General features: G+C 52.5%; 19 protein-coding genes and 1 pseudogene. 14 read left to right on the forward strand and 6 right to left on the reverse strand.

Annotated elements, in window-relative coordinates; genetic code table 11:
* The first annotated feature begins 276 nt into the window (after positions 1-276).
* From IQ254_RS15160 to IQ254_RS15175, 4 genes are all read left to right on the forward strand, one after another.
* A complete protein-coding gene (locus IQ254_RS15160; protein ID WP_193966999.1) occupies positions 277-780 on the forward strand; it encodes a TIR domain-containing protein in 504 nt (167 codons plus the stop codon).
* Positions 777-1,706, forward strand: coding sequence for a macro domain-containing protein (locus IQ254_RS15165; protein ID WP_193967000.1), 930 nt, complete (start codon positions 777-779; stop codon positions 1,704-1,706). The genes IQ254_RS15160 and IQ254_RS15165 overlap by 4 nt, the downstream gene beginning before the upstream one ends.
* A gap of 163 nt (positions 1,707-1,869) precedes the next feature.
* Positions 1,870-2,655: a PhzF family phenazine biosynthesis protein gene (locus tag IQ254_RS15170; protein ID WP_193967001.1), complete on the forward strand. Its 786-nt coding sequence runs from the start codon at positions 1,870-1,872 to the stop codon at positions 2,653-2,655.
* A gap of 594 nt (positions 2,656-3,249) precedes the next feature.
* Positions 3,250-3,822, forward strand: a complete 573-nt coding sequence (locus tag IQ254_RS15175; protein WP_193967002.1) for a sugar transferase — start codon at positions 3,250-3,252, stop codon at positions 3,820-3,822.
* Between the two features lie 194 nt (positions 3,823-4,016).
* Here IQ254_RS15175 and IQ254_RS15180 read toward each other — a convergent pair whose 3' ends face one another.
* Complete coding sequence (locus IQ254_RS15180) at positions 4,017-7,688, reverse strand: NB-ARC domain-containing protein (protein ID WP_193967003.1); 3,672 nt, start codon at positions 7,686-7,688, stop codon at positions 4,017-4,019.
* Between the two features lie 117 nt (positions 7,689-7,805).
* Positions 7,806-7,976, reverse strand: coding sequence for a hypothetical protein (locus IQ254_RS15185; RefSeq protein ID WP_193967004.1), 171 nt, complete (start codon positions 7,974-7,976; stop codon positions 7,806-7,808).
* Between the two features lie 11 nt (positions 7,977-7,987).
* Between IQ254_RS15185 and IQ254_RS15190 the strand changes: the two are divergent.
* Positions 7,988-8,143, forward strand: a pseudogene (locus tag IQ254_RS15190) (IS4 family transposase); the annotation flags it as partial.
* A gap of 149 nt (positions 8,144-8,292) precedes the next feature.
* Here IQ254_RS15190 and gmk read toward each other — a convergent pair.
* Entirely contained in the window at positions 8,293-8,910 is a 618-nt protein-coding gene (gmk, locus tag IQ254_RS15195) for a guanylate kinase (protein ID WP_193967005.1), read from the reverse strand.
* A gap of 107 nt (positions 8,911-9,017) precedes the next feature.
* The gene (locus IQ254_RS15200; RefSeq protein ID WP_193967006.1) at positions 9,018-9,749 is read right to left on the reverse strand and encodes a phycocyanobilin:ferredoxin oxidoreductase; all 732 of its coding nucleotides are present in this window, start codon (positions 9,747-9,749) and stop codon (positions 9,018-9,020) included.
* 144 nt (positions 9,750-9,893) lie between these two features.
* On the opposite strand from IQ254_RS15200, the gene IQ254_RS15205 reads away from it, so the two are divergent.
* The 7 genes from IQ254_RS15205 to IQ254_RS15235 all read left to right on the forward strand — a co-directional run bounded on the left by IQ254_RS15205 (position 9,894) and on the right by IQ254_RS15235 (position 18,908).
* Positions 9,894-10,958 carry an AI-2E family transporter gene (locus IQ254_RS15205; RefSeq protein ID WP_193967007.1) on the forward strand — a complete coding sequence of 355 codons (1,065 nt, stop codon included), beginning with the start codon at positions 9,894-9,896 and terminating at the stop codon, positions 10,956-10,958.
* 620 nt (positions 10,959-11,578) lie between these two features.
* Positions 11,579-12,607: a glycosyltransferase family 2 protein gene (locus IQ254_RS15210; protein WP_193967008.1), complete on the forward strand. Its 1,029-nt coding sequence runs from the start codon at positions 11,579-11,581 to the stop codon at positions 12,605-12,607.
* A gap of 57 nt (positions 12,608-12,664) precedes the next feature.
* Complete coding sequence (locus IQ254_RS15215) at positions 12,665-14,155, forward strand: NAD(P)/FAD-dependent oxidoreductase (protein WP_193967009.1); 1,491 nt, start codon at positions 12,665-12,667, stop codon at positions 14,153-14,155.
* Between the two features lie 39 nt (positions 14,156-14,194).
* A complete protein-coding gene (locus IQ254_RS15220; RefSeq protein WP_228040758.1) occupies positions 14,195-15,097 on the forward strand; it encodes a glycosyltransferase family 2 protein in 903 nt (300 codons plus the stop codon).
* A 67-nt stretch (positions 15,098-15,164) separates the two neighbouring features.
* Positions 15,165-16,679, forward strand: coding sequence for a lipopolysaccharide biosynthesis protein (locus IQ254_RS15225; RefSeq protein ID WP_313887462.1), 1,515 nt, complete (start codon positions 15,165-15,167; stop codon positions 16,677-16,679).
* Positions 16,680-16,683: 4 nt separating this feature from the next.
* Positions 16,684-17,616: a glycosyltransferase family 2 protein gene (locus IQ254_RS15230; protein WP_193967012.1), complete on the forward strand. Its 933-nt coding sequence runs from the start codon at positions 16,684-16,686 to the stop codon at positions 17,614-17,616.
* 467 nt (positions 17,617-18,083) lie between these two features.
* Positions 18,084-18,908 carry a hypothetical protein gene (locus tag IQ254_RS15235; RefSeq protein ID WP_193967013.1) on the forward strand — a complete coding sequence of 275 codons (825 nt, stop codon included), beginning with the start codon at positions 18,084-18,086 and terminating at the stop codon, positions 18,906-18,908.
* Positions 18,909-19,130: 222 nt separating this feature from the next.
* Here the strand turns inward: IQ254_RS15235 and pgk are convergent, their stop codons facing one another.
* A complete protein-coding gene (gene pgk / locus IQ254_RS15240) occupies positions 19,131-20,336 on the reverse strand; it encodes a phosphoglycerate kinase (RefSeq protein ID WP_193967014.1) in 1,206 nt (401 codons plus the stop codon).
* A 193-nt stretch (positions 20,337-20,529) separates the two neighbouring features.
* Between pgk and IQ254_RS15245 the strand changes: the two genes are divergently transcribed.
* Positions 20,530-20,937 (forward strand): universal stress protein, encoded by a 408-nt coding sequence (locus IQ254_RS15245; protein WP_193967015.1) that lies wholly within the window; start codon positions 20,530-20,532, stop codon positions 20,935-20,937.
* On the opposite strand, the gene IQ254_RS15250 is transcribed toward IQ254_RS15245, so the two are convergent.
* Positions 20,927-21,673 carry a Coq4 family protein gene (locus IQ254_RS15250; RefSeq protein WP_193967016.1) on the reverse strand — a complete coding sequence of 249 codons (747 nt, stop codon included), beginning with the start codon at positions 21,671-21,673 and terminating at the stop codon, positions 20,927-20,929. The two genes, IQ254_RS15245 and IQ254_RS15250, sit on opposite strands and share 11 nt — an antisense overlap.
* Before the next feature lie 208 nt (positions 21,674-21,881).
* Between IQ254_RS15250 and IQ254_RS15255 the strand changes: the two genes are divergently transcribed.
* Complete coding sequence (locus tag IQ254_RS15255; protein ID WP_193967017.1) at positions 21,882-22,466, forward strand: PadR family transcriptional regulator; 585 nt, start codon at positions 21,882-21,884, stop codon at positions 22,464-22,466.
* Positions 22,467-22,531 lie beyond the last annotated feature (65 nt).

The following is a 22,531-nucleotide window of genomic DNA, read 5'->3' on the forward strand; positions in this document are numbered from 1 at the left end:
TAAGGGTTGTTAAGAATCGAGGACACTGAATCTCAAGACGTTGCTTGAGCCGTGTACGGTGAAAGTCGTATGCACGGTTCTGAGGGGAGGGAGGGGGCTATGTACAAAACCTCCTCCTTTACCCGACGGACTGTGCCATAAATAATCACAATAATTTTAAGGTTAGATGGTTGGCAATAGATTGATGCTCGAGCTAAGTATTCTTGCAATTGCAAGATGTACATTCAATTAATATTTATATATCAGTTATCTCTAGGATCTTGAGGGGACAGATAGATGCCATATCGCAACAAAACGTATGTCTGCTTTGATGGTGATAATGACATGCATTATTATCGACTCATGCAAGCTTGGCATCAAAGTGACTATAGTACTTTTAGACTTTATAATGCTCATGATCTAAACAGTGCTAGAGACACATCTCAAGAAGCATCAATCAAGCGTCAACTTCGTGAACGTTTACTAAATACAAAAGTTTTTGTTGTGCTCATAGGTGGTCAAACCAGATACTTATACAAATTCGTCCGATGGGAGATGGAACAAGCAATATCTCTCAATTTACCTATTATTGGAGTCAACTTAAATGGGTTACGCAAACAAGACCCGGAAAGATGTCCTCCCGTGATACGAAATGTACTTGCAGTTTATATAAGCTTTAATTCGCGCATATTAGAATATGCTTTAGAAAACTGGATTAACTTGCACTATCAATATCAAAAGCAAGGAAAAGGTGGGCCTTTTTATTATGAACCAGAAACTTATCAACGTCTTGGGTTATGAGTGCAATGTTACGCGCTTACTGTTCGATAGGTTACTGGCGACATGGTTTCTCAGTTCGCAAAACAATCATAGCTCTACTATCGAGTTTTGGTGCACTATGGCTGGGTGTAGAAATTATAAGTTTCTTCTCACAGCCCGCTTCTTTATGGCTTAAAGAAAAGTGGCTTATTTTTCTTGCCTTGGGATTAATCTATGGTTTCTGGGAAAATCGGCCACGACATCAAATTAGCTGTCGATTGAGCAGTCGTGATGTACTTATAAAGATACGTGTTGGCAATCTCTTCAACACTAAAGATTCATTAGTTATCGGATGTAACAGTACATTTGATACTGATATAGAATCTGGGATCATTAGTAAAAAGAGCATTCAAGGCCAATTCACCACTCGTTTCTATAATGGTGTTGTTAATCATTTAGACACAGATATAAATCAAACTCTCGAAACTATACCTCATGAGTCTATAAACCACTCAAAAATAGGAAAGAGGAAAGTCTATTCTATAGGCACAACTGTTAAATTGAAGGTTCGCAATCGTGCTGCTTATCTTGTTGCAATTGCACCACTTAATATTCATGGAAATGCTAAAGCAACCTTTGATGACCTCAAGAAAAGTTTGCCAAGTTTGTGGGAGTTTATTTCTAGTCAAGGGGATTTTGGTTCTATTTCAATGCCTGTCCTAGGGTCGGGCTATTCTAGAATTCCCCAACCTCGCGAAGTTATAATTCGCGAAATCCTTTTGAGTTTTATTGCTGCATGTGCTGCTCAGCGTCCTTGTGAGTCATTAACCATTGTGATTTCGGAAAGAGATTTATATCAGCATGAAGTTGACTTAAATGAAATTGAATTATTTATAAGACATGTCTGCAAATATACAGACTTTGCTGATCCATCAGCGCCAGGTTATGGTACTGCTATAGGCCCTTAAATTAAGTCTTGAAAAGCCTAACAACCGCAATGCACCGGAACGACTCAGTATGCTTGGTTGGATGTAAAGGTTGTCTGCGTCCGGTGATTGCGAACGTTATGCCGCCTTCAGTTATTGGTAAGGCAGTATCCTGAAAATTATCTATCAGTGCTTCAGGTTCGTTATGAAATTACCAATATTCCAAGTTGATGCTTTCACAGATAAAGTGTTCGGTGGGAATCCTGCTGCGGTTTGTCCCCTTGAACAGTGGCTACCTGACGAGCTTATGCAGCGAATAGCACTGGAGAACTCTGTTGCTGAGACAGCATTCTTCATTCGGTTAGATGATGGCTTTGAGATCCGTTGGTTTACGCCAGAAATTGAAATGGATTTGTGCGGACATGCAACATTAGCAACAGCACACGTTATAGCAAGGCATCTCAATTTCTCACTACCTTCCATCCAGTTCCAATCAAAAAGTGGGGAGCTTACAGTAGCAGTTGAGGAGGAGTTGCTGACCTTAAATTTTCCTTCTCGTAAACCTGAACCAAGTGAAGCTCCACAAGTCATTTTGGATGCACTTCAGCATGAGCCTGTAGAAATTTTGAAGTCTAGAGACTATATGCTTGTGTTTAAAGATGAAGACGTGATTCGACATCTGGAACCCAATCAAAGCATTCTTAACCAAATTAATCTTGATCCTGGTGGTGTCGTTGTGACAGCCAAAGGAGAAGAGGTCGATTTTGTATCACGTTTTTTCACACCGCAAGCGAGTATTTTTGAAGATCCCGTAACAGGGTCTGCCCATTGCTCATTAATTCCCTATTGGAGTGGGAAACTTGGCAAGGATTCTATGGTCGCCTTGCAATTATCACCAAGAGTTGGAAAACTGTTTTGCAAAAATATAGGGGAAAGAGTTTTGATTTCAGGAGAAGCAGTAACGTATATGGAAGGGCACATCGTAATCTGACCTTCCCCGAAAATATTCTTAGTAACGGACGGCATAACAATTCGCTTGGAGCGGACTGATAAAAGATCTTGGTGCTGAGTTTAAGGGCATTTGCAGCCGCTCAAGCGAACCGTTGTACGCGCGACTCGAAGTCGTTCGGGGGAGTTGGAAAGGACTCCTAAAAGCCTTTCCCCGCTAGTGTTCAAGCGGATGTCCGCCTTGGAATGTTCAACCCGTAAGGGGAGGGCAGTATCAGCAGACGAGGTTAAGTGTCCAACAAGCTGAGAGCCCAATTGAGGGTGCAGGCTAGGGCAAGGTTGCAGAATCCATAACGCGACGGATAGAGCAAATACCCAATCCGAAAGGGTGCAGACGTGGGACAGGTGATCGTCTTGACTGAAGGTGAGATGAGACTTAGCGTAAGGGTTGTTAAGAATCGGAGACACTGAATTTCAAGACGTTGCTTGAGCCGTGTACGGTGAAAGTCGTATGCACGGTTCTGAGGGGAGGGAGGGGTCTATATCTAAAACCTCCTCCTTTACCCGACGGCTGTAGTTATCGCGTGTACTCGGATTATCTCGAATCCTCACAGCAACTCTTGATTCTGGAGAGGCAATGTTGAAACGGTCTTTTGATATTGTGGTTGCCTTATTGATCTTGTCTACAACTGCGCCACTGCTTTTGCTCGTTGCTGTGTTGATTCAATTAGACTCGCCTGGAGTCGTGCTATATCGCTATCCCTGCATCGGTCAAAAGGGTGAGCCGTTTGGATTGATTCGCTTTCGCACAATGGATCGATACTACGATCCCCAAGAGACGACTGAACGTCAATTAACTCGCATCGGCGCGATTATCCGAAATTACTCGATCGATGATATTCCCAATCTGCTCAATGTGCTGGAAGGTGATCTGAGTATCATTGGTCCTCGCCCTTCGGAACCCCATATTGTGGATTTAGCGAACCCTGAATGGCAAACTATTCTCTCCGTTCGTCCGGGCTGGATCGGTCTAGCGATTCTGAGCTTGGGATCAAGCTTTAACGCTAGTGATCCCAAGCTGAAACGCCAGTTAGAGTTGCAGTATGTTGAGCGGCAGTCGTTGAGTTATGACTTAGCCCTCTTAATTAAAGCGGTACGATCGCAGATTGTGAGTCGAGGCAACATCAAAGCCCGTGGCAGAAAATGGTAGCCCTCACATTGGGGCTATGCTTGTAACATGGCTACTTACAATGTTTCAAACCATTTAGGAGGCGATCGTGCAATGGCTGTGATGGAGTGGTTGGCAGAGATTGTGGAGGAGAGCCAGCTAACAAGTCGATGAAGCAGACGGTTGAAAGTCTAGGTGCTGAGTTCGAGGTTACTTGTCGCCGCTTATCTTTGTCGTTAACCACCGATCGCACCCAGCATCTGCAACGTCGCCCGCGTGGCCGGGGTCAACCCCGTTGCCCCAGCCAAATTCATACCTTCGTACAGCCGTTTGGCAATCAGCACCCGCAGACAGTCCCCCGTCTGGGCATCCCAAATTCGCACCGTCTGGTCTTGAGAGCCGGTGGCAATTGCACCCCCATCTGCACTAAACGCCAGCGACGACACCAGGTGCTGGTGCCCCTCGCAGATCTGCAAACAGTCCCCCGTCGCCGCATCCCAAATTCGTAGGGTGTGGTCGTGGGCGGCACTGGCCAAGCGCTTACCGTCGGGGCTAAACGCCACTGCAAACACCCAGTTGCTGTGGCCCCTGAGCACCTGAATGCAATCCCCTGTTGCCACATCCCACAGGCGCACCGATTGGTCGGTACTGCTGCTAGCCAACATGCGCCCGTCGGGGCTGTAGGCCACTGACCACACCCGGCTGTCGTGGCCCGTCAGGGTTTGCAGCGGCAATCCGGTGGCCACCTCCCAGAGCTGGATCGTCTGGTCGGCCCCGCAGCTGGCCAGGTGTTGCCCGTCTGGGCTAAAGGCGACGCCGAGAATTTTGGCCGTGTGTTTACTCAGGGTGTGCAGACACTGGCCCGTGGCGCAGTTCCACAGTTTGACGGTGCGGTCGGCGCTGGCGGTGGCCAGAATGCGATCGCACGGATGAAACGCGATCGCATTGATCCAGTCCTCGTGGCCCTGCAACACCTGAATGCAGCGTCCGGTTTCTACATCCCAGAGACGGGCGGTGCAGTCGGTGCTGCCGCTGGCGAGCATGGTACCGTCGGCACTAAAGGCGACGTCGTAGACAAAATCGCCGTGACCGCTCAGGGTTTTAAGCGGCTCTCCCGTACGCCAATCCCACAGCACTACGGTTTTGTCGTTACTGCCGCTGGCTAAATAGCGACCGTCTGGACTAAAAGCTACGGGCAAGGCCCAGTCGGTGTGGCCTTCCCAGGTGCGCAGACAGTGGCCGGTGGCGACATCCCACAGCTTCACCGACTGGTCGAGGCTGACCCCCACCAGACGGCGACCGTCGGGGTGTACCGCCACCGCGCACACCTCGTTTTGATGGCCGTACAGGGTTTGCAGGCAGGTATCGGTGTGCCAGTCCCAGAGCTTGATGGTGCGATCGCCGCTGCCGCTGATCAGCCAATCCTCCGTGGGGCTAAAGGCCACGCTATAAATGCTGCCGCCATGGCTATAGGTGGCCAGACAATCCCAACTGCGGCAATCCCAGAGTTTGAGGGTGCCGTCGCCACTGCCGCTGACCAGCAGATGGCCATCACCGTTGAATGCCAGGGAATGCACCCAGCCGCTGTGGCCTTTTAGCGTTTGCAGGCATTCCCCAGTGGCCGCATCCCACAGTTTGATCTGGTAGTCAGCCCCGCCGCTGGCCAGCAGCACAGTCCCGGGGTAGGCGATGGAGTGGGGGGCAAAGGCAAGCGATCGCACCCAGTCGGTATGCCCTGCCAGGGTATGTAGGCAGTTGCCCGTCTGCACATCCCACAGTTTGACGGTGTTGTCGCCCCCGGCGCTGGCCAGGGTTTGACCGTCCGGGCTGAAGGCGATCGCAAATACCTCGTGGTTGTGGCCCGTCAGGGTCTTCACCGGGATACCCTCCTCAGCCGTCCACAGACGAATGCTCTGGTCGGCCCCGCAGCTGGCCATTAACTCACCACAGGGGCTATAGACCACCGCCCGCACCCAGTTTTGGTGGCCCCGGCAGATGAGCAACAGCTGCCCGGTTTGGCTATCCCACACGCGCACCTGGCAGTCCGTATCGCCTGTGGCCAGCCGCTGACCCTTGGGGCTAAAGGCCGCCGCCAGCACGTTGCCGAGGGATTCTGTAAACACACAGCCGCTCAAATCGGCCCCGGCAAAATTCACGCCGTGCAGCTTCACATCCTGCAGGTAGGCCTGCCACACCGTCAGCTCAGAAAAATCGTAGCCGGTGATGTCTACGGGCAGTTGCAGCAGCAGGTTGAGGCTGTTGCCCCCGGCGTAGCCCATCGACTGGGGCGTACCACCGCGCAGCTGAGTCAAGATGGCTTGCAGGGCGGTCGCAATGTGCGCCGCCCGGCCCAAACGATTGACCAGCTGGTCAGCAATGGGCTTGAGGATCAGGTTGATCTGGGTTTCACGCAGATAGTCCTTGGCCTGGGCCTTGGTCAGGGCGTGGCTGATCAGCAAATGGGGCCGCTGGTCAGCAATCTCATCGGTAATGCGATCGATCAATTGGCAAGTGACATACTCCATCACCACCGGCTGCTGGGTGAGGCGACCGCCGTTGCGCTCGACCAGCGATCGCCGCTGGAGCGAGTTGAGCGATTCCCACAGGTCGCGGGGGGGCACGTGGGTCAGCAGGTCGGCCTGTAGATCCTCAATGGCAGAGGGTTCGCGGTTAATCGCCAGCCAGTACATGGCGGCCTTCTCCAACTCCGTCAGACGCTGAAAATGCTGGTCAAGCAGATCGCGAATGTCATCGAACAAAAAGCCACCCTGTTGCGACACCGCCAAAAACTGAGCAATATCGCCACCAAAAAAGTCGCGAATCGATGACGCCACAATCTTCAATGCTAAAGGGTTACCGCCGTAGCGAGTGGCTAGGGTTTGCCACTCGGCCTCGGTGGCCTGAAAGCCCCCTTTGGTGTCGAACAGGGCGCGACTGTCGGGCTGCTCTAGGCCAGAAAGCTGGAGCGATCGCACCGGCAGCGTCTCCCCCTCAAAGGCCGCCAGCCCCTTGGGCTTCTCCCGCGAGGTCACGATCGCGCAGCTCTGGTGGGCGGTCTCAGCAATACAGCGCAGGACATCGCCATAGCCTTCAAATCCAGAACGGTAGCGCCCGGTGCGATCGCCGCTCTGCAAGATCGACTCAGCATTGTCGAGCAAAATCAGGCATCGCCCCTGGCGCAGATAGTGCAGCAACCGCGCCAGTCGCCCCTCCAGCGTCGGCGGCAAATCCCGCTCCTGCTGCTGCGAGAGCACCTGGATCAGATCCGCCAGCAGGTCTTCTGGGGGTGGGGCGTTGCGGAGCGATCGCCAGAGGATGTGGGTAAAGGGGGATGGGGGGATGCTATTCCCTGACTCCCTTGCTCCGCTCCTCCTCCGCTCCCCCACAATCTGCCGTGCCAGCCTCACCGACAGCGCCGTTTTGCCAATGCCGCCCATGCCCAGCAGGGTGATCAGTCGGCAGCGATCTTCCAGCACCCAATTCCGCAGAATGTGTAGCTCACTCTGCCGTCCGTAAAAAACGGCATCGTCCGGGGCGCTGCCCCAGTCGGTGAAGACTGAGGGTTCAGCAGAGACTGACGTAGAGGTACCTGATCCAGCAGAAGGCGCTCCGTTCGGGAAGGCTTCCGTAGTCGCTGGCTCCCCCTCGGCTACCGTCTGCCAATCCAGGCCCAGCACTTCGCAGTAGGCCCGAAAGGCTTCGGCATTGATCGGGACCTTCCCCGCCAAAAAGCGTTTCCAAGTCCCCTCAGAAATGCCCGCCGCTAGCACCCCCGCCGTTTCCCAATCGGTACCTAAGACGCGACTGGCCGCTGCCATCCACCGAAAATCACTCGCGGCCCAGCCCCGCTGCAATCTAGCCTGCTTAATTTGAGCCCGCCCTGAGGAAGACGCCTTGAGGGTAATCACAATCCTTTTACATCAAGTGCGCTATGCCTGGTTAACGCCCACTATAAATGCAGCATAAATGCAGCCGCAGCACTATCGACCAAAGATAAACGATGTAAACAGACTTTTTCCCCTCAGCTAGGAAGACGCTAGCAGGTCAAGGTGAATTTTTTGATTGAGCTGATCGATCGTACGCTCTCTGGCGTAGTCTGCGGCGGCGCGGGCCGCTTCGGCTAGCACAACAGCCACTGTGGGCAACTCGGGCTTAGACTTGGCCGAAATGAGGTATCCCAGCGACAGCTGAATCACCTGCCGTGGCGACTTGCCGGTTTAGTGATTTTAGTCTGGGTCTCTATGGCCAACGGTGGATCTATGCCCTGGAATTATGGGCCGACTGGGCGCTCCAACTAATAGCCCTTAAACCCCATAAACAGCGCTATTTTCAGCGTGGTTTCTATGCTCTATCCCTGTACGAGCCTTATTTCGCGCTGCTGTTGTCGCTGGGGCTTTGCCCCCTTACAACACCCTTAACCTCGCTAATGGCGGCGGCGATTGGGATGTTTGTAGAGGCCTATGGGGGCGATCGCCCCCCTGCCAGCCGGTACTAACTACTTGCAACCCTGGCTCAGTCGTTAAAAATAGCGTTCTCGAGCTGCTGAAGAGCTACCTCTAGGTCGTCGTTAACGATTTGCTGGTCAAACTCTGAGGCGGCATCAATTTCAACGAGGGCACGCTGAAGCCGTCGCTCGATGGCCTCGTCGGCATCTTTTCCCCGTAGGCGAATGCGGTTTTCTAATTCCTCAATAGAGGGAGGTAATACAAACAGCTGAAGCGCATCGGGAAAGGTTTCGCGTACTTGGCGAGCACCTTCTAGCTCAATTTCTAAAATTACCCAGTGCCCTGCCTCAATTTCTTTGATGACAGTAGCCTTGGGCGTACCGTAGAGGTTGCCTGCAAACTCTGCCCACTCGAGCAGTTCCCCCCGTTCTACCATGGTTTGAAACTCTGCGCGGCTGATAAAGAAATAGTCTTGGCCATCGACTTCGCCGGGCCGGGGCGATCGCGTGGTAGCCGATACCGATAACTTGAGAGTCGGGTAGCGAGTGCGCAGCGATCGCAGCAGGGTGCCCTTACCGACACCGCTAGGGCCTGTAAATACGATCAACCGGCCAGGGCGTGGGGCACCATCGGTTTCAGCCTCCAAAGTGAGGGTGTCTAATGGGGGTGGAGAACTGACAGTCATGGCGGTAGCGGATAGGTACGACGGTGCTCTAAATTCTAATTAATCTGGAGTCTATCACTCCCACTTTAGGGTAAAGGCATGGGGGTAAAGACATGGGGGTAAAGACATTAGACCTCGGGTAGGTCAAACAGCACGGTTGTCATATAGCGCTCCGCCCAGGTTTCACCAAAGGCTTTTTCAAGTACTCGCCGGGTTTTATCGTTCTTTTGCTGCTGCTCACAGTAGTTGCGCTGGCCCGCCATCACGATCTCCCGTTGAGACGGGGTAGCTGGCGTTGCGATCGCATGTTGGCAATGTAGATCTAAATAGGCCACGATCAGGTCTACAAACCTAGCTTCTTCTTCAGGACTAGTGGGGCGAATAAACCGACAGTAGGGCGAAAAAATTGTGCCCCATCCCGGTAGGTCACGCTCTTCACCAAAGCTATGGAATGGTAGCGAGTCGAGAACATCGACATAGCCCTCGGGAAGTGTTTTAGCGATCGGCGAGAGATCGACAATAGCCGCACTAATTTGACCGCGCCCTCCCACTAAGTCGCAGCCAAACATGGGCAGACTATAGTCGGGTCGAGGAAACATAACGCAGTGCAAGATATCTAGATTTTTGCCCACCCGAGCCAGCTCGAGATGAAGCTTGCGAAACTGAGGCGTTTGGTAACACCGATTCTCAATAGTGAGCCGCTCCCCTTCTAGGCGACCTTCGATATAGCCCAGATCGTCGGGCAAGTGATAAGGAGATAGGGTTAAGAACTGCTGCCAAGTGGCCTCAATACGATCGGCTAGCACCCGAATCATCGGGTGCTGCTGCTCACGGAGAGAACTCGCGGTCGGGGTTACCATGACGCCCAAAAAAGTAATACATTAAGCAATTAGCATACCAGTCAATACCAAAAGACTAGACCACTCCAACCCTCAATCTAGCTACCATTCGTCGGCTAGCCCCAGTTTCCCCTTTTGTCAAGGTTGTATTCAGGTATTACCGCTGTGAAGCTAACTGACTGGATTAACCTAATAGCCTTAGGCATTGCCCTAGTCATCTTGTGGCAGTTTCGCCAAATTGTCTTGCTGATTTTTGCAGCAGTAGTCATCACGATTGCGCTCAATAGTCTGGTTCGATTTTTCTCGCGGGTATATGACTGGCCTCGCAATCGCTCAGTACTGGTAACAGCAGCCCTTGTGCTCCTTGGAGCAGTCATTTTCTTGGGCCTGGTACTGCCCCTATTTGTCAGTCAGTTTCAAGAGCTATTGTTGCTTACCCCACGAGGAATAGAGAAGCTCAGTAGCTGGCTAGATATGTTTCAAGCCAATCCTCCTGCCTGGTTCCCAGAGCGAGATGTAGGATTACTGCCAGCTCTGCCCGATTTACTGCGGCAGGCGGCTTCGATTGGTTCCACAGTATTTGGCAATTTTTTAACCTTTTTCTCCAGTTCGGTAGCGATTTTGCTCCAGCTGTTGCTGCTGCTAGTGCTTACCCTGATGATGCTGGCTAACCCTGCAGCCTACCGACAGCTTTTGTTGCGCCTGTTTACGTCAAGCTATCGGCGCCGTGCCGATGAAATCTTAACCAAGTGCGAGAAGTCGCTAATGTTTTGGTTAGGAGGCGTTGCCTTAAACTCCATCTTTGTGGCCACGATTAGCTTTACTGGACTGGTGTTGCTGGGAGTACCCTACGCCTTTGCCCATGCTGTGCTAGCAGGGCTGTTTAACTTTATTCCCAATATTGGACCGGCTCTAAGCGCTATATTTCCGGTATTTGTGGCTCTGCTACAGTCACCAGGTCAAGCCCTGGCTGTCATTGTGCTCTACGTGCTGATTCAAAACATTGAGAGCTACTGGTTTGCGCCGATGGTGATGCAGAAGCAAGTATCATTACTGCCTGCTGCGACACTAATTTCTCAGATCTTTTTTGCTACATTCCTGGGCCCCCTTGGCTTAGTCTTAGCGCTGCCTCTGGCCGTTATCTGCAAGACCTGGATTGAAGAAGCCTGGATTATCGATATTTTGGACAATAGTCCGGACACTTTTTCGGACAATCGCTGGAACCCTTGACTTCTCGTTGGCTCAATTGCCTTGAAAAAGGGCTGAAACCCCCATTCTCTCGTTAGGTTTCAAAAACTGTCCGGAGTGTTGTTTGGAGAAACCTACCGACTAGCCCGCTATTGCCATTGGCCGAGCTGATGCCTGGTTTGCGTCTGCCCTAGGCCAAGCTCATTCCCAGCATGGCGCAAGGACGACTAGGGCGGCTAGGGCCTATCAGTTTATGAAGATTCTATGAAATGGCGGCATGCGATCGCAACTCTCGCCAATGATCGCATGCCGCCATTTCATACGTTGCCAATCCCAAGGTTTTCCCTAATCAGAGGCTAATCCCTACGTTTGTCTATATAAAATTTCCGTGAAAATACAGACTTAATGCTAGACAGAGCCCTACTTGATTGCGTAAAATCTTTGCAAAGCCCGGTATACTCTAATACGAAATGCGCCAGTGGTAGTCGTTATTTGACGTTTCTAGTATCTATGATGAAAAGCTAATCCATGGCTGTGGTAGTTAAGTTAAGGATTTCGGTCTATAGCTACTGGTAAAAAGCATAGGTTGCTACAGATAGATGTAGTAAGGCCTGACACTGTAAATGGACTTGCTTTAGTTTCTGAGTTTTATTTTTTTAGGCATGACTGAAGCATCTACTGAGCTTTCGATTATTATTCCGGTTTATAACGGTGGTCTGGCATTTCGGCAATGTTTAGCAAGTATTCGTCAAAGTGAGCGCCCTCCGAATGAGCTGATTGTAGTTGCCGATGGTGATACCGATGGATCTTGGCAGGTAGCTAAAGACTTTGGTGCCCAGGTGATTAGGTTGCCGGTGGCGGGTGGCCCGGCTAGGGCCAGAAACCTGGGCGCTCAGGCCGCCAAGGGCGATATTTTATTTTTTATGGATGCGGATGTAACGCTCCACACCGACACGTTGACATTAGTTGAGCAGCGGTTTCGACAACAGGAGAGCCTGGCAGCGTTGATTGGCTCCTACGATGATGCCCCAGGGGCAGAAAATTTCCTCTCGCAGTACAAGAACTTATTCCATCACTACACCCACCAGACCTCTACGCCAGTGGCTTCAACCTTTTGGGGAGCCTGTGGCGCTATCCGGCGGACAGTGTTTCAGCAGGTTGGCGGATTTGACGAAACTTACCGCAAGCCCTGTATCGAAGACATCGAGTTGGGCTATCGTCTTAGGCAAGAGGGCCATACGATCGCTCTATGCAAAGACATTCAGGTGAAGCACCTGAAACGTTGGGAGCCTGTTTCTCTACTGCGAGCAGAGATCTTTTATCGCGCCCTGCCCTGGGCTGAGCTAATTTTGCGCGATCGCACCTTAAATGCCGATCTCAACCTTAACCACACCAATCGCGCTAGCGTTTTCCTTGTTTTTGCCCTGCTCGGTTGCCTCGTAGCCACTATCTGGTTACCCACCGCGTGGGGAATTGTGCTGGCGCTAGCACTGACCCTTTTGATTATCAATCGAGCAGTTTATCGGTTTTTTTACCGCAAGCGCGGTGCTTTGTTTGCTTTGCGAGTCGTGCCGTGGCACTGGTTTTATTTTCTATACGGCGGCGGGGCCTTTGCTTACAGCACAATCAAGTACTCTCTTCGCTCCTTGCTGTTGCGTGAACCGGCCAATGTTTTGAAGCCACGCGGTTAACCCTCTAAAGGGTCCAGGTCAATACAAAGGACTAGAAATATAGGGAGCATTTTCACTATGTCTCGTTATCCAGTCGTTATCATCGGTGCTGGGCCTGCTGGCCTAACTGCTGGCTTTGAACTAATGAAACAGGGTGTAGCGTCAATTACTGTAGAGAAAGCCGAAAAGGTCGGCGGCATTTCTCGTACAGAAGTGTATAAGGGATATCGGTTTGATATCGGTGGCCATCGTTTCTTCACCAAAGTAGAAGAAGTTAAAGCTGTTTGGGCTGAGATTTTAGGCAATGACTTTATTCAAGTGCCTCGGCTATCGCGCATTTACTACCAAGGCAAATTCTACGATTACCCGCTATCGCTACTAAAGACCCTGAAAAACCTCGGCCCTTTCGCCAGCGTCCTGATGGTGGCCAGCTACTTTAAGGCCAAAGTTAAAAAGCTGCTCAACCCTGGCTTTGAAGCTGAGACCTTTGAAGAGTGGGTGACCGACAGCTTCGGTGAGCGACTCTATAAGACCTTTTTCAAGACCTATACCGAGAAAGTATGGGGCATACCCTGTAGCCAAATTCGGGCCGACTGGGCTGCCCAGCGCATTCAAAATATGTCTCTCCGCCAGGTGGTCATGAACGCGGTGTTTGGCAGCCAAAATGCCAAAAGCCTGATTAAAACCTTTGATTACCCACGTCTTGGCCCTGGCATGATGTGGGAACGCTGCCAAGAGCTACTAGAGGCCAAGGGCTCTCCTGTCCATCTCAATACCGAGATTGTGCGGGTCGAACACCAGGGCACCTTTGTCACTAAAGTGATTGCTAAGCAGGGTGACCACACCTTCGAATTGACTGGCGATCATTTCATTAACTCGATGCCGATTTCGGCCCTGGTACACAGACTCGACCCACCGCCACCGCCCGAAGTCATAGAGGCCGCCAGAGGGCTCAAATATCGTGACTTTTTGATTGTTTCTCTGATCATTGACCAAGCAGATCTCTTTCCTGACAACTGGCTTTACATCCATAGCCCTGAATTTAAGGTAGGCCGTATTCAAAATTTCAAAAATTGGAGCCCAGCGATGGTGCCCGATGCCAGCAAAACCTGCTTGGGAATGGAGTATTTTTGTAGTGAGGGCGACGAGCTATGGGAAATGCCCAACGCTAAGCTCATCGAGTTAGCTACTCAAGAGATCGCCCGCCTTGGGTTAGGGGTCAAGGTGAGCGACATCGAAGATGGCTGCGTCATTCGCCAATACAAGGCTTATCCGGTATACGACGGTGAATATCGTCAGCATTTGCAGGTGTTGCAAGACTACATCGAGACCTTTGAGAACCTGCAAACTGTTGGGCGCAACGGCATGCACCGCTATAACAACCAAGATCACTCAATGCTGACGGCGCTGCTGGCCGCCAAAAATATTCTTGGAGAAAACCATGGTCTATGGGATGTCAACGTTGAGCGGTCTTATCACGAAAACTTTACCAATAAAGAGTGGGCTGAGCTAAAGCAAACATCTACCGACCCCAATAAAAATGCTCAGCCGCTATCGACAGTGGTCTAGGGTGTGTCCATACGTATGGTAGACACTGCTGTGACGCCTATGGTCTCTGTGATTGTTCCTGTGTTCAACGACGCAGAACGCCTAAAGATATGTCTGACGGCATTGGATCGCCAGACGTATCCCCGAGCGTGTTACGAGATCATGGTGGTTGACAATGGCTCTGACGATGTTGACATGACTCGGGCAGTAGTAGCCCTTTCCCCCAATGCCAGGCTGGCCATTGAGCCTAGACCCGGGTCTTATGCGGCTCGTAACCGAGGTTTGGCGTTAACAACTGGAGAGGTGTTGGCATTTACCGATGCCGACTGTGTACCCGCCGAAGATTGGCTACAGCGAGGGGTTGCACAACTACAGCGTCTACCCGATGGCGGTCAGGTAGTAGGTAGAATAGAAACCTTTTTTCCTAACCCCGATCGCCCTACCCCGGTAGACCTTTACGAGAGTATTACGGCATTTCCGCAGGAGGCCCTGTTGCGTCAGTTCCATGGCGGAGCGACGGCCAATATGTTCACCTGGCGGCAGGTGTTTGACCGAGTTGGGGGATTTAATGCGCAGCTCAAGTCTCACGGCGATCTGGAATGGGGCCACCGGGTTTACAGCTTGGGGTATCCGCAGGTCTATGCCGAGTCTGTGGTGGTGAGGCACCCGACGCGATCGTCGTACCAGGGTCTGATTAAACGAACACAGCGCCTAGCTGGGGGGAGCTATGCACTGCACGCCAAGCAAGCGAAAACCCGATGGCAAAAACTGGCAGTATTTTGGCGGGCACTGGCGCAAAATCTGGTGCCGCCTGTCTTCTTTGCGGTGAATGCTATATTTGATTGCCGTTTACAGGGCATCGGGCAGAAATTGCAGGTACCGCTCGTGCTCGTGCTGGTAAGGGCCGTGAGTGCCGTTGAGGTTTTGAGGCTGGGGTTGGGTGGTACCCCCTGCAGAGACTAGGGAGTGAGGTTGATTCATGAAAAGACTTCGCTTACCCAATGCTATTTCTATACGAAGGCGACAGCCTGTGCCTCAAGACTTAAACTTTACGGCTTCTGAGGCGGTTCTCAAGCGGCGATCGCTGCAGTCCAGCCTAATTACTTTTGGCTCACAGCCCATCAAGCTACTGATGGGGATTGGGGCGACGTCGATTTTGGCGCGGCTGCTGACGCCCACCGATTTCGGTATTGTAGCGATGGCTCTGCCGTGGTTTGCCCTCATGGAAAGCGTCAATTCCCTGGGGTTGGGTACCGCTACAGTACAGCGAGAACATCTGGACCATAGACAGGCCAGCACTATATTTTGGCTGTCTTCGGGCATTAATCTTGCGTTGGTGGTAGCGGTATTGCTAGCGGCACCAGCCTTTGCCTGGTTTTATCAAGAAGCTCGCTTAACGGCAGTCATCCCTGTTATGACCTTGGGCATAGCCAGCGTATTTTTGTCATCGCAGCATCAGTCTTTGCTGGCCCGGCAGATGCGGTTTGGGGTGTTAACGCTGATTGAAGTAGGCGCGCTCGGGCTGGGGGCTACCGTGGCGATTGGGGTGGCACTGTTGGGCTGGGGCTACTGGGCTTTGGTATTGCAGCTGGTAATCTATCAAACGGCCCAGGGCCTAGGCTATTGGCTGACCTGCAGCTGGCGCCCTTCTAGACCAGAAAAATTGACGCAGCTCAGCCAGGACATTCGCACCATGTTCGCCTACGGTGCTAACCTGAGCGGATTTCACTTGGTCAACCGAGTGGGGATAGAAATGGACCGAGTGCTGGTGGGTTATGTCAACGGAGCCAGCGCCCTGGGGCTATATTCTGTGGCCTATAACTGGGCCTATTTTCCCTTTAACCAGGTCTATTTACCGTTGATCAATGTGGCTATTTCGGGGCTGAGTCGGGCTGCTAGCGACCGTGAACAGTACAAAAGCCAAAGTCGGCAGATTTTAATGCTGATGTTTGGGCTTTGCCTACCGGCCCTCGCCTTTTTGGGCGTCTGTGGCCAAGGTTTGTTGCTGCTGCTGCTGGGCGATCAGTGGATGGAAGCGTTTCCTATTTTTCAGGTTTTAGTGTTATCTGTTTTTGTGGGCGGCTTTTATCGGGTCACGAAATGGATTTATCTCTCTACCGGGCAGACCCAGCGCCAACTGCGGTGGAGTGTTTTGCATACCCCAGTGGTGGTAGCGGCGGCTGCGTTGGGTACCCAATGGGGGCCCTTGGGGGTGGCTTGGGGAGTAACGCTAGCATCTTTGGCGCTGACCTATCCGGCGATCGCATACTGCCTCAAATTTACACCGCTAACCATCGCCGATTTTGTCGAGTCGGTGTGGCGGCCAACCGTGGCCTCGCTAGCGGCTGCCGGGATCCTGTTGGTCGGTCAAAGGGCGATGGGCCTACCGGTCAATGGCATGCTAGCGCTGCTTTTCAGCGCCATAGCCTTTGGTTGTGCCTACGCGGTAACGTTTATCCTGCTGCCTGGCGGCTGGACTGAAGTGCTGGGGGCCTACCGCGACCTCCAGATGCTGGCCTCTAAACATGTTGATATAAGTCCATAGACCTATGCTGCAAACCACCCCCAACCTGTCCCCTAAGTTCTCAATTGTGGTGCCGACCTACAATCGACCAGATTGCTTGAGACGGTGCTTGCAGAGTTTAGCTCAGCTAGATTATCCGAGGGAGGCCTTTGAGGTGGTGGTTGTCGATGATGGCAGTCACCAACCGCTCGACGACGTAGTAGCAGATTTTGACCCCACGATCGCCGTGCATCTCATTCGTCAGGCCAATGCTGGCCCCGCCAGTGCCCGTAATGCCGGAGCATTTGCGGCTCGGGGGGCCTATCTTGTCTTTACCGACGATGACTGTCAACCTGCGTCAGATTGGCTGACGGCCCTAGATGCTGCTGTCGCCAAAGATCCCCAGGCGCTGATCGGAGGGCATACGATTAATGCCCTGCCCGACAATCTTTACTCAACGGCCAGTCAGCTTCTGATCGACTATATCTATGACTATTTCAACCAGACCAAAGGCAAAGCAACATTTTTTGCCTCCAATAACTTTGCAGCCCCCAGCGATCGCTTTCGTGAGCTAGGCGGGTTTGATCAGCAATTTCCCCTGGCAGCAGGGGAAGATCGGGAATTTTGCGATCGCTGGCTGTTCAGCAATTATCCATTGGTCTATGCCCCAGCCATGCGCATCGACCACGCCCACTCGCTAAGGTTCACGTCGTTCTGGCGGCAGCACGTTAACTATGGCCGAGGGGCTTTCTACTTTCATCAGGTGCGCAGCCGTCGTCAGGCCCAACCCATGGCGGTCGAACCGATCACCTTTTATCTGGAACTTCTCGCCTATCCGTTGCGTCGGCAACAGGGATGGCGCAGTCTGGCACTTTCGGGGTTATTTTTGCTGTCTCAGGTGGCCAATGTTGCCGGTTTCTTTTGGGAGCGATCGCGACAACAGAAAACCGTATCGCCAGCATCTGTGCCCTCTGCTTAGTGAATACAGCGCTCTCGATAATCGCTTAGCTCTACCAAACCTACTCAGTGATAGTGATGCAATTCACTCGTTCCCAGCAAAAATTCTTATTTCTTTTCTCCATCAGCGCAATTTATCTTGCCCTGATTGTCTGGCTCGACTTTCTCAATGCCCCTCATTATTTCGACGAGAGGAGTTATTGGAAGACCATAGTCTCGTTCAGCGATACACTTTTTCCGTCCCTAAATGACCTTAGAGATTATGAACAATTAACCACACCGCTGATTTTTATTATTTTTGGTTTTCTTGAGAATCTATTTGGCCAGGGTATAGTTGCGGGTCGCTTGTTTAGTATGATCCTATCGCTAGCAATGGTTTTTATGATCGGCTGGCCGACGAAAGAGAAAGGTGGGCGCGGCATGTTGTGCCTAATTGGCCTGTTTTTATGCCCCTATTATCTATTTTTAAGTGGTCGCATATATACCGAGATGACTGCCTGTTTTTGGGTAGTAATGGGGCTGATGGGCTATATTCGGGGTCGCTATTTCTGGAGTGCGATCGCCTTTATTTTGGCCATCTCAACCCGGCAATATATGTTGGCCTTTCCGGCTGCTGTTGCTACCTACGAATTTATTGTCGCCCTCATGGGTGCTCGGCAAACTGGCCGCATCGTCTGGCAAGACCAGTGGCGTTGGATCGCTCCGCTAATGGCCGCCTGTTCAATTTTCGTTTGGTTTTACCTGTTTCAGGGGATGGTTCCCCAGAGCGGCTTTGAAGCTAGAGGAACCCCTGAGGTACAACAAACCACCTGGGGCCTCGACCCCGGTGTAGCGGTTTGTTTCCTCGCATTTGTAGGGCTATATATTGTTATTCCAGAGTTTTTGCTGTTTCAGCCCTTGACCAAATTGCGATCGCTCAGGCAACAGTGGCCCCAGCAGACCTATCGTGTCGCGGCCATTGCTCTGGGGCTGCTGATTTTCATTTTAGTGTTTCCACCTCCTACCTATGGCGCGGGGAATTTAGTCAAACTGGCCAAGGTCATGCCCCACGAGGTATTGCGAATAGGCCTTTACTATTCTCTGGCGCTGCCAGCCTGTCTGCGATTCATCAGACCCAATCTGATCGGGTTAATCATCTTATTTAACACGTTGATTATGATGAAAGCTTACCCGTGGGATCGCTACGTGCTGCCCCTAGCTGTGGCCTTCTGGTATCTCAAGTCTGAAGGGGTGGTCGATTGGTTTCCCATTTTTTCTCGGCAACCGGAAATGGACGACAAGCCTGGCGAGTTATCCACTGCCGAATCGTCTTAATACGCCTGTTCCAGCGACCATAGACGCTTATATGTAGCAAACATAAAACAGGATGGAGCGATCGCTCCATCCTGCCTAGTACTCCACGGCGCAAGTTTAGATACTATTCCTTAGGGCTAGGGAGCAGGGGAGCTAGGGAGCCAAGCGATCCGGAACGGTGGACATATTTCAGCCTTCGAGTACTAGTTAAAGACTCAAAACCAACCGCCTCGGGGTGGGGGCCTAGGCGTCATCTAGCGCTGCGATACCGGGTAGCTCTTTGCCCTCTAGTAGCTCCAGGCTAGCACCACCGCCAGTGGAGATGTGGCTCATCTTTTCAGCTACGCCAACTTTCTCAACTGCCGCCACCGAGTCACCACCGCCAATGATAGTGGTGACGCCACCGCTGGTCAGCTCGGCCAGGGTATGGGCGATTGCCTCGGTACCTGCGGCAAACTTATCAAACTCAAACACACCCATGGGGCCGTTCCAGATCACCGACTTGCACTGTTTTAGGGCTTCCTGAAAGACTTTGATCGAGTCGGGGCCAATGTCGAGACCCATCCAGCCGTCGGGAATGGCCTCAACACTGACGGTCTGGGCGTTGGCATCGGGAGCAAAATTGTCGGCCAGCACGACATCGGTGGGCAACAGCAGGTCAACGCCCTTTTCTTTGGCTTTGGTTTCGAGAGTTTTAGCCAGTTCTAGTCTGTCTTCTTCCACCAGCGACTTGCCCACGTTGAGGCCGCGGGCTTTGTAGAAGGTAAAGATCATGCCGCCGCCGATCAGCAGTTTGTCTACTTTGTCTAACAGAGTCTCAATAACGCCAATTTTGCTGGAAACCTTAGATCCACCGATGATGGCAGCCAGAGGACGCTGGGGATTTTCGATCGCCGCCTGGAGATACTGCAGCTCCTTTTCGATTAGGTAGCCTGCGACCGAGGGGCTAAGGTAATCGGTGACCCCAGCGGTAGAGGCGTGGGCCCGGTGAGCAGTACCAAAGGCGTCGTTGACGTACAGGTCGGCATTGGCCGCCAGCTGTTTGGCAAACTCAGGCTCATTGGCCTCTTCGCCCGCATAAAATCGGACGTTTTCCAGGAGAGCTACCTGCCCATCGGTCATGGCTCCGATGGCCGCAGCCACCTCGTCGCCAATACAGTCATCGCACTTGATCACGTCTTGCCCCAGCAGTTCACCTAGGCGCTGAGCCACTGGCGTTAGCCGCATGCTGTCGACCACCTTACCCTGAGGGCGGCCAAAGTGGCTGGTGAGAATCACCTTGGCCCCCTTACCCGTGAGATCTTGGATGGTGGGCAGGGCCGCTCGAATCCGAGTGTCGTCGGTAATGGCCCCCTGGTCATCGAGGGGCACGTTGAAGTCAGCCCGCACGAGTACCCGCTTGCCTGAAATGTCGGCGGCCGACAGGCTTGCTACCGATTTTTTAACCACTGAGATAACCCTCCTAAATTGGTTTAAGACTTACGTTTATTACGTTATGCAGCGCGCAGATGGTAGTGGCCCCAACCTTGTCTAAGGTAGATTTGAGGAAGGCAACACGACCCGAACGGGGCGCTTTGCTTGTCGTAATAGTTACTTATTGCCGCCCTCATTTTACCGGAGTGTGAGTTCCCTTCGATACACCATGTTTAAGACGGTTTTATTTCCTATCGACATGAGTTCTGAGGCCCAGCATGCGGCCCCTATGGTGGCAGAGTTGGTCAAAACTCACGGGAGTCGGCTGGTTTTGCTGTCAGTAGTCGAAACTAGCCCCCCCGAGAAGCCTCAGCCTGCGGCCCAGTCTTCCCCAGAGGCCGTGGCGAAGCTGCTGGGTCAAGCTAAGGCACTCTTTGCCGCCCAAGCCATTGAGGCTGAAGTCATTGAGCGAGAAGGGCAGCCAGCCTTTGTGATCTGTGATGTGGCCGATGAGCTAAACGCCGATCTCATTATGATGGGCTGTCGGGGCGTGGGCTTAATCGAGGAGGTGCAGGACGACAGCGTGACAACGCGGGTCATTAACCTGTCACCATGCCCAGTGTTGATTATTCCTTAGCCTGGCGAGCTGGCAAAATCCCCCCCAGACAAACGTCCTGTCGCCTTGACCTCATGGTCGATTCTGATCGACAGGGCTTAAAGAATTCTCCCAAGCCTAGGTCTTGGCGCACGGTAGAGAGCGGTGTCGCCCAGTGGGCCTCGACGGGATAGGCGATCGCAGCTCTGCCCTTTATGCCCATGCGCAAGCCCCGCCCCAGGGCCTTGAGTAACGGCACCGTCCACAGCGGATTGGTGAGGCTAAGCGGCACAAAAGACAGCACAAACACATTCAGCAAATCACGATACTGCACCAGGGTATAGGCCGCCACCCCAAACTCTCCAATCGGCGAGGCATCAAACCCGGTGTAGATGTGGTAAATATCGTGGCTGATGGCCGTGCGCTGCCTCAGCCAGTCGTGGGCGTCATCGTCGCCCACAAAGGTTTCGGGCTTAAACCCGTAGTGCATCATATGGCGGGCGTAGGCTCCACCCAAGGTGCTGGGCGGCAGTTGCACCAGGGCTTCTAAATCAACTGAAATGGTGCGATTGGCCAAGTGAGACGCCTGCCGCGCCAGCCGCCGCTCGACCCAGCGCTCCCACTGGCTGTTGCGCCCGGCCTTGAGAATGTGCAGGATGCCAGCGGCGGGATCGGTTAAAAAGGCGCGGTAGGCCGCTCCAAGCGAGGGCCAGTGCAGACCCGATAGGGGATTCAAACCGAGACGAGGCTTAGCAATACGCCGAGTTTGGGCCGTCATGGCAGGTTCTCCGTGAAAGATAGGGTGTTAACAAGGCATGGACAACAGCGGATGATTCTTCCCTGAAAAGACGCCGCTAACGCCTCGATCAGGCATAATAAATGGTGCAACTGAGTGAATATGAAACTTTTTGCATTTCATGATCACATCTTATATGCACTTTTAAGCATAGTCAATTGATTGCATATTTAATTTTGTGATTTGTCCTATGGCCCTATCCCACGCAATTCTTTCAGCCTTAATCGGTTGCCCCTGCAGCGGCTACGACCTGGCCAAACAGTTTGACGGCTCCGTCGGCTTCTTCTGGCACGCCAGCCACCAGCAGATCTATCGAGAGCTCGCCAAGCTAGAGCAGCAGTCTCTGATTGCCGCCGAAGCCGTCGCCCAAGAAGGCAAGCCCGACAAAAAGATTTTCAGCGTCACCGGGTCGGGCAAAGCCCTGCTAAAACAGTGGATTGCCCAGCCCTCTAAATGTGCGCCCACTAAGGACGATCTGCTGGTTAAGCTGTTTGTGGGCTACCTGGTGCCCCCCACAACCCTGCAGGCTACCCTGAAGCATGGGCGTGCTCAGCACGCTGAGACATTGGAGACCTACCGCGCGATCGAGCAAGCATACTTCGCTGAGTCCAGTGCCATGTCCCTAAGCGCTCGGTTTCAGTACATCACTCTGCGCAACGGCATCCACTACGAAACCAGCTGGTTGGCCTGGTGCGACGAAACCCTCGAGACCCTAGCCGTCCTGCCCGACGAGACGGCTGCGACTCCACGGGCAGACCTCGGCGATGAAACTTAACCCTATTCCCCTGAGACCGTATCTGATTGCCTCGCGACCTGACTCATCTGCTCCTTCATCCACTA

The sequence above is a fragment of the Nodosilinea sp. LEGE 07088 genome, from assembly GCF_015207395.1.
In the GTDB taxonomy this organism is placed as follows: Bacteria; Cyanobacteriota; Cyanobacteriia; order Phormidesmidales; family Phormidesmidaceae; genus Nodosilinea.

Coding starts and splice junctions, on each gene's coding strand:
- IQ254_RS15200 (WP_193967006.1), bottom strand. CDS start 9,749: ATGGTAACCCCGACCGCGAGTTCTCTCCGTGAGCAGCAGCACCCGATG.
- IQ254_RS15250 (WP_193967016.1), bottom strand. CDS start 21,673: ATGACGGCCCAAACTCGGCGTATTGCTAAGCCTCGTCTCGGTTTGAAT.
- IQ254_RS15165 (WP_193967000.1), top strand. CDS start 777: ATGAGTGCAATGTTACGCGCTTACTGTTCGATAGGTTACTGGCGACAT.
- IQ254_RS15175 (WP_193967002.1), top strand. CDS start 3,250: ATGTTGAAACGGTCTTTTGATATTGTGGTTGCCTTATTGATCTTGTCT.
- IQ254_RS15230 (WP_193967012.1), top strand. CDS start 16,684: ATGCTGCAAACCACCCCCAACCTGTCCCCTAAGTTCTCAATTGTGGTG.
- IQ254_RS15170 (WP_193967001.1), top strand. CDS start 1,870: ATGAAATTACCAATATTCCAAGTTGATGCTTTCACAGATAAAGTGTTC.
- IQ254_RS15235 (WP_193967013.1), top strand. CDS start 18,084: ATGACTGCCTGTTTTTGGGTAGTAATGGGGCTGATGGGCTATATTCGG.
- IQ254_RS15220 (WP_228040758.1), top strand. CDS start 14,195: ATGGTCTCTGTGATTGTTCCTGTGTTCAACGACGCAGAACGCCTAAAG.
- IQ254_RS15215 (WP_193967009.1), top strand. CDS start 12,665: ATGTCTCGTTATCCAGTCGTTATCATCGGTGCTGGGCCTGCTGGCCTA.
- IQ254_RS15160 (WP_193966999.1), top strand. CDS start 277: ATGCCATATCGCAACAAAACGTATGTCTGCTTTGATGGTGATAATGAC.
- gmk (WP_193967005.1), bottom strand. CDS start 8,910: ATGACTGTCAGTTCTCCACCCCCATTAGACACCCTCACTTTGGAGGCT.
- IQ254_RS15245 (WP_193967015.1), top strand. CDS start 20,530: ATGTTTAAGACGGTTTTATTTCCTATCGACATGAGTTCTGAGGCCCAG.
- IQ254_RS15210 (WP_193967008.1), top strand. CDS start 11,579: ATGACTGAAGCATCTACTGAGCTTTCGATTATTATTCCGGTTTATAAC.
- IQ254_RS15255 (WP_193967017.1), top strand. CDS start 21,882: ATGGCCCTATCCCACGCAATTCTTTCAGCCTTAATCGGTTGCCCCTGC.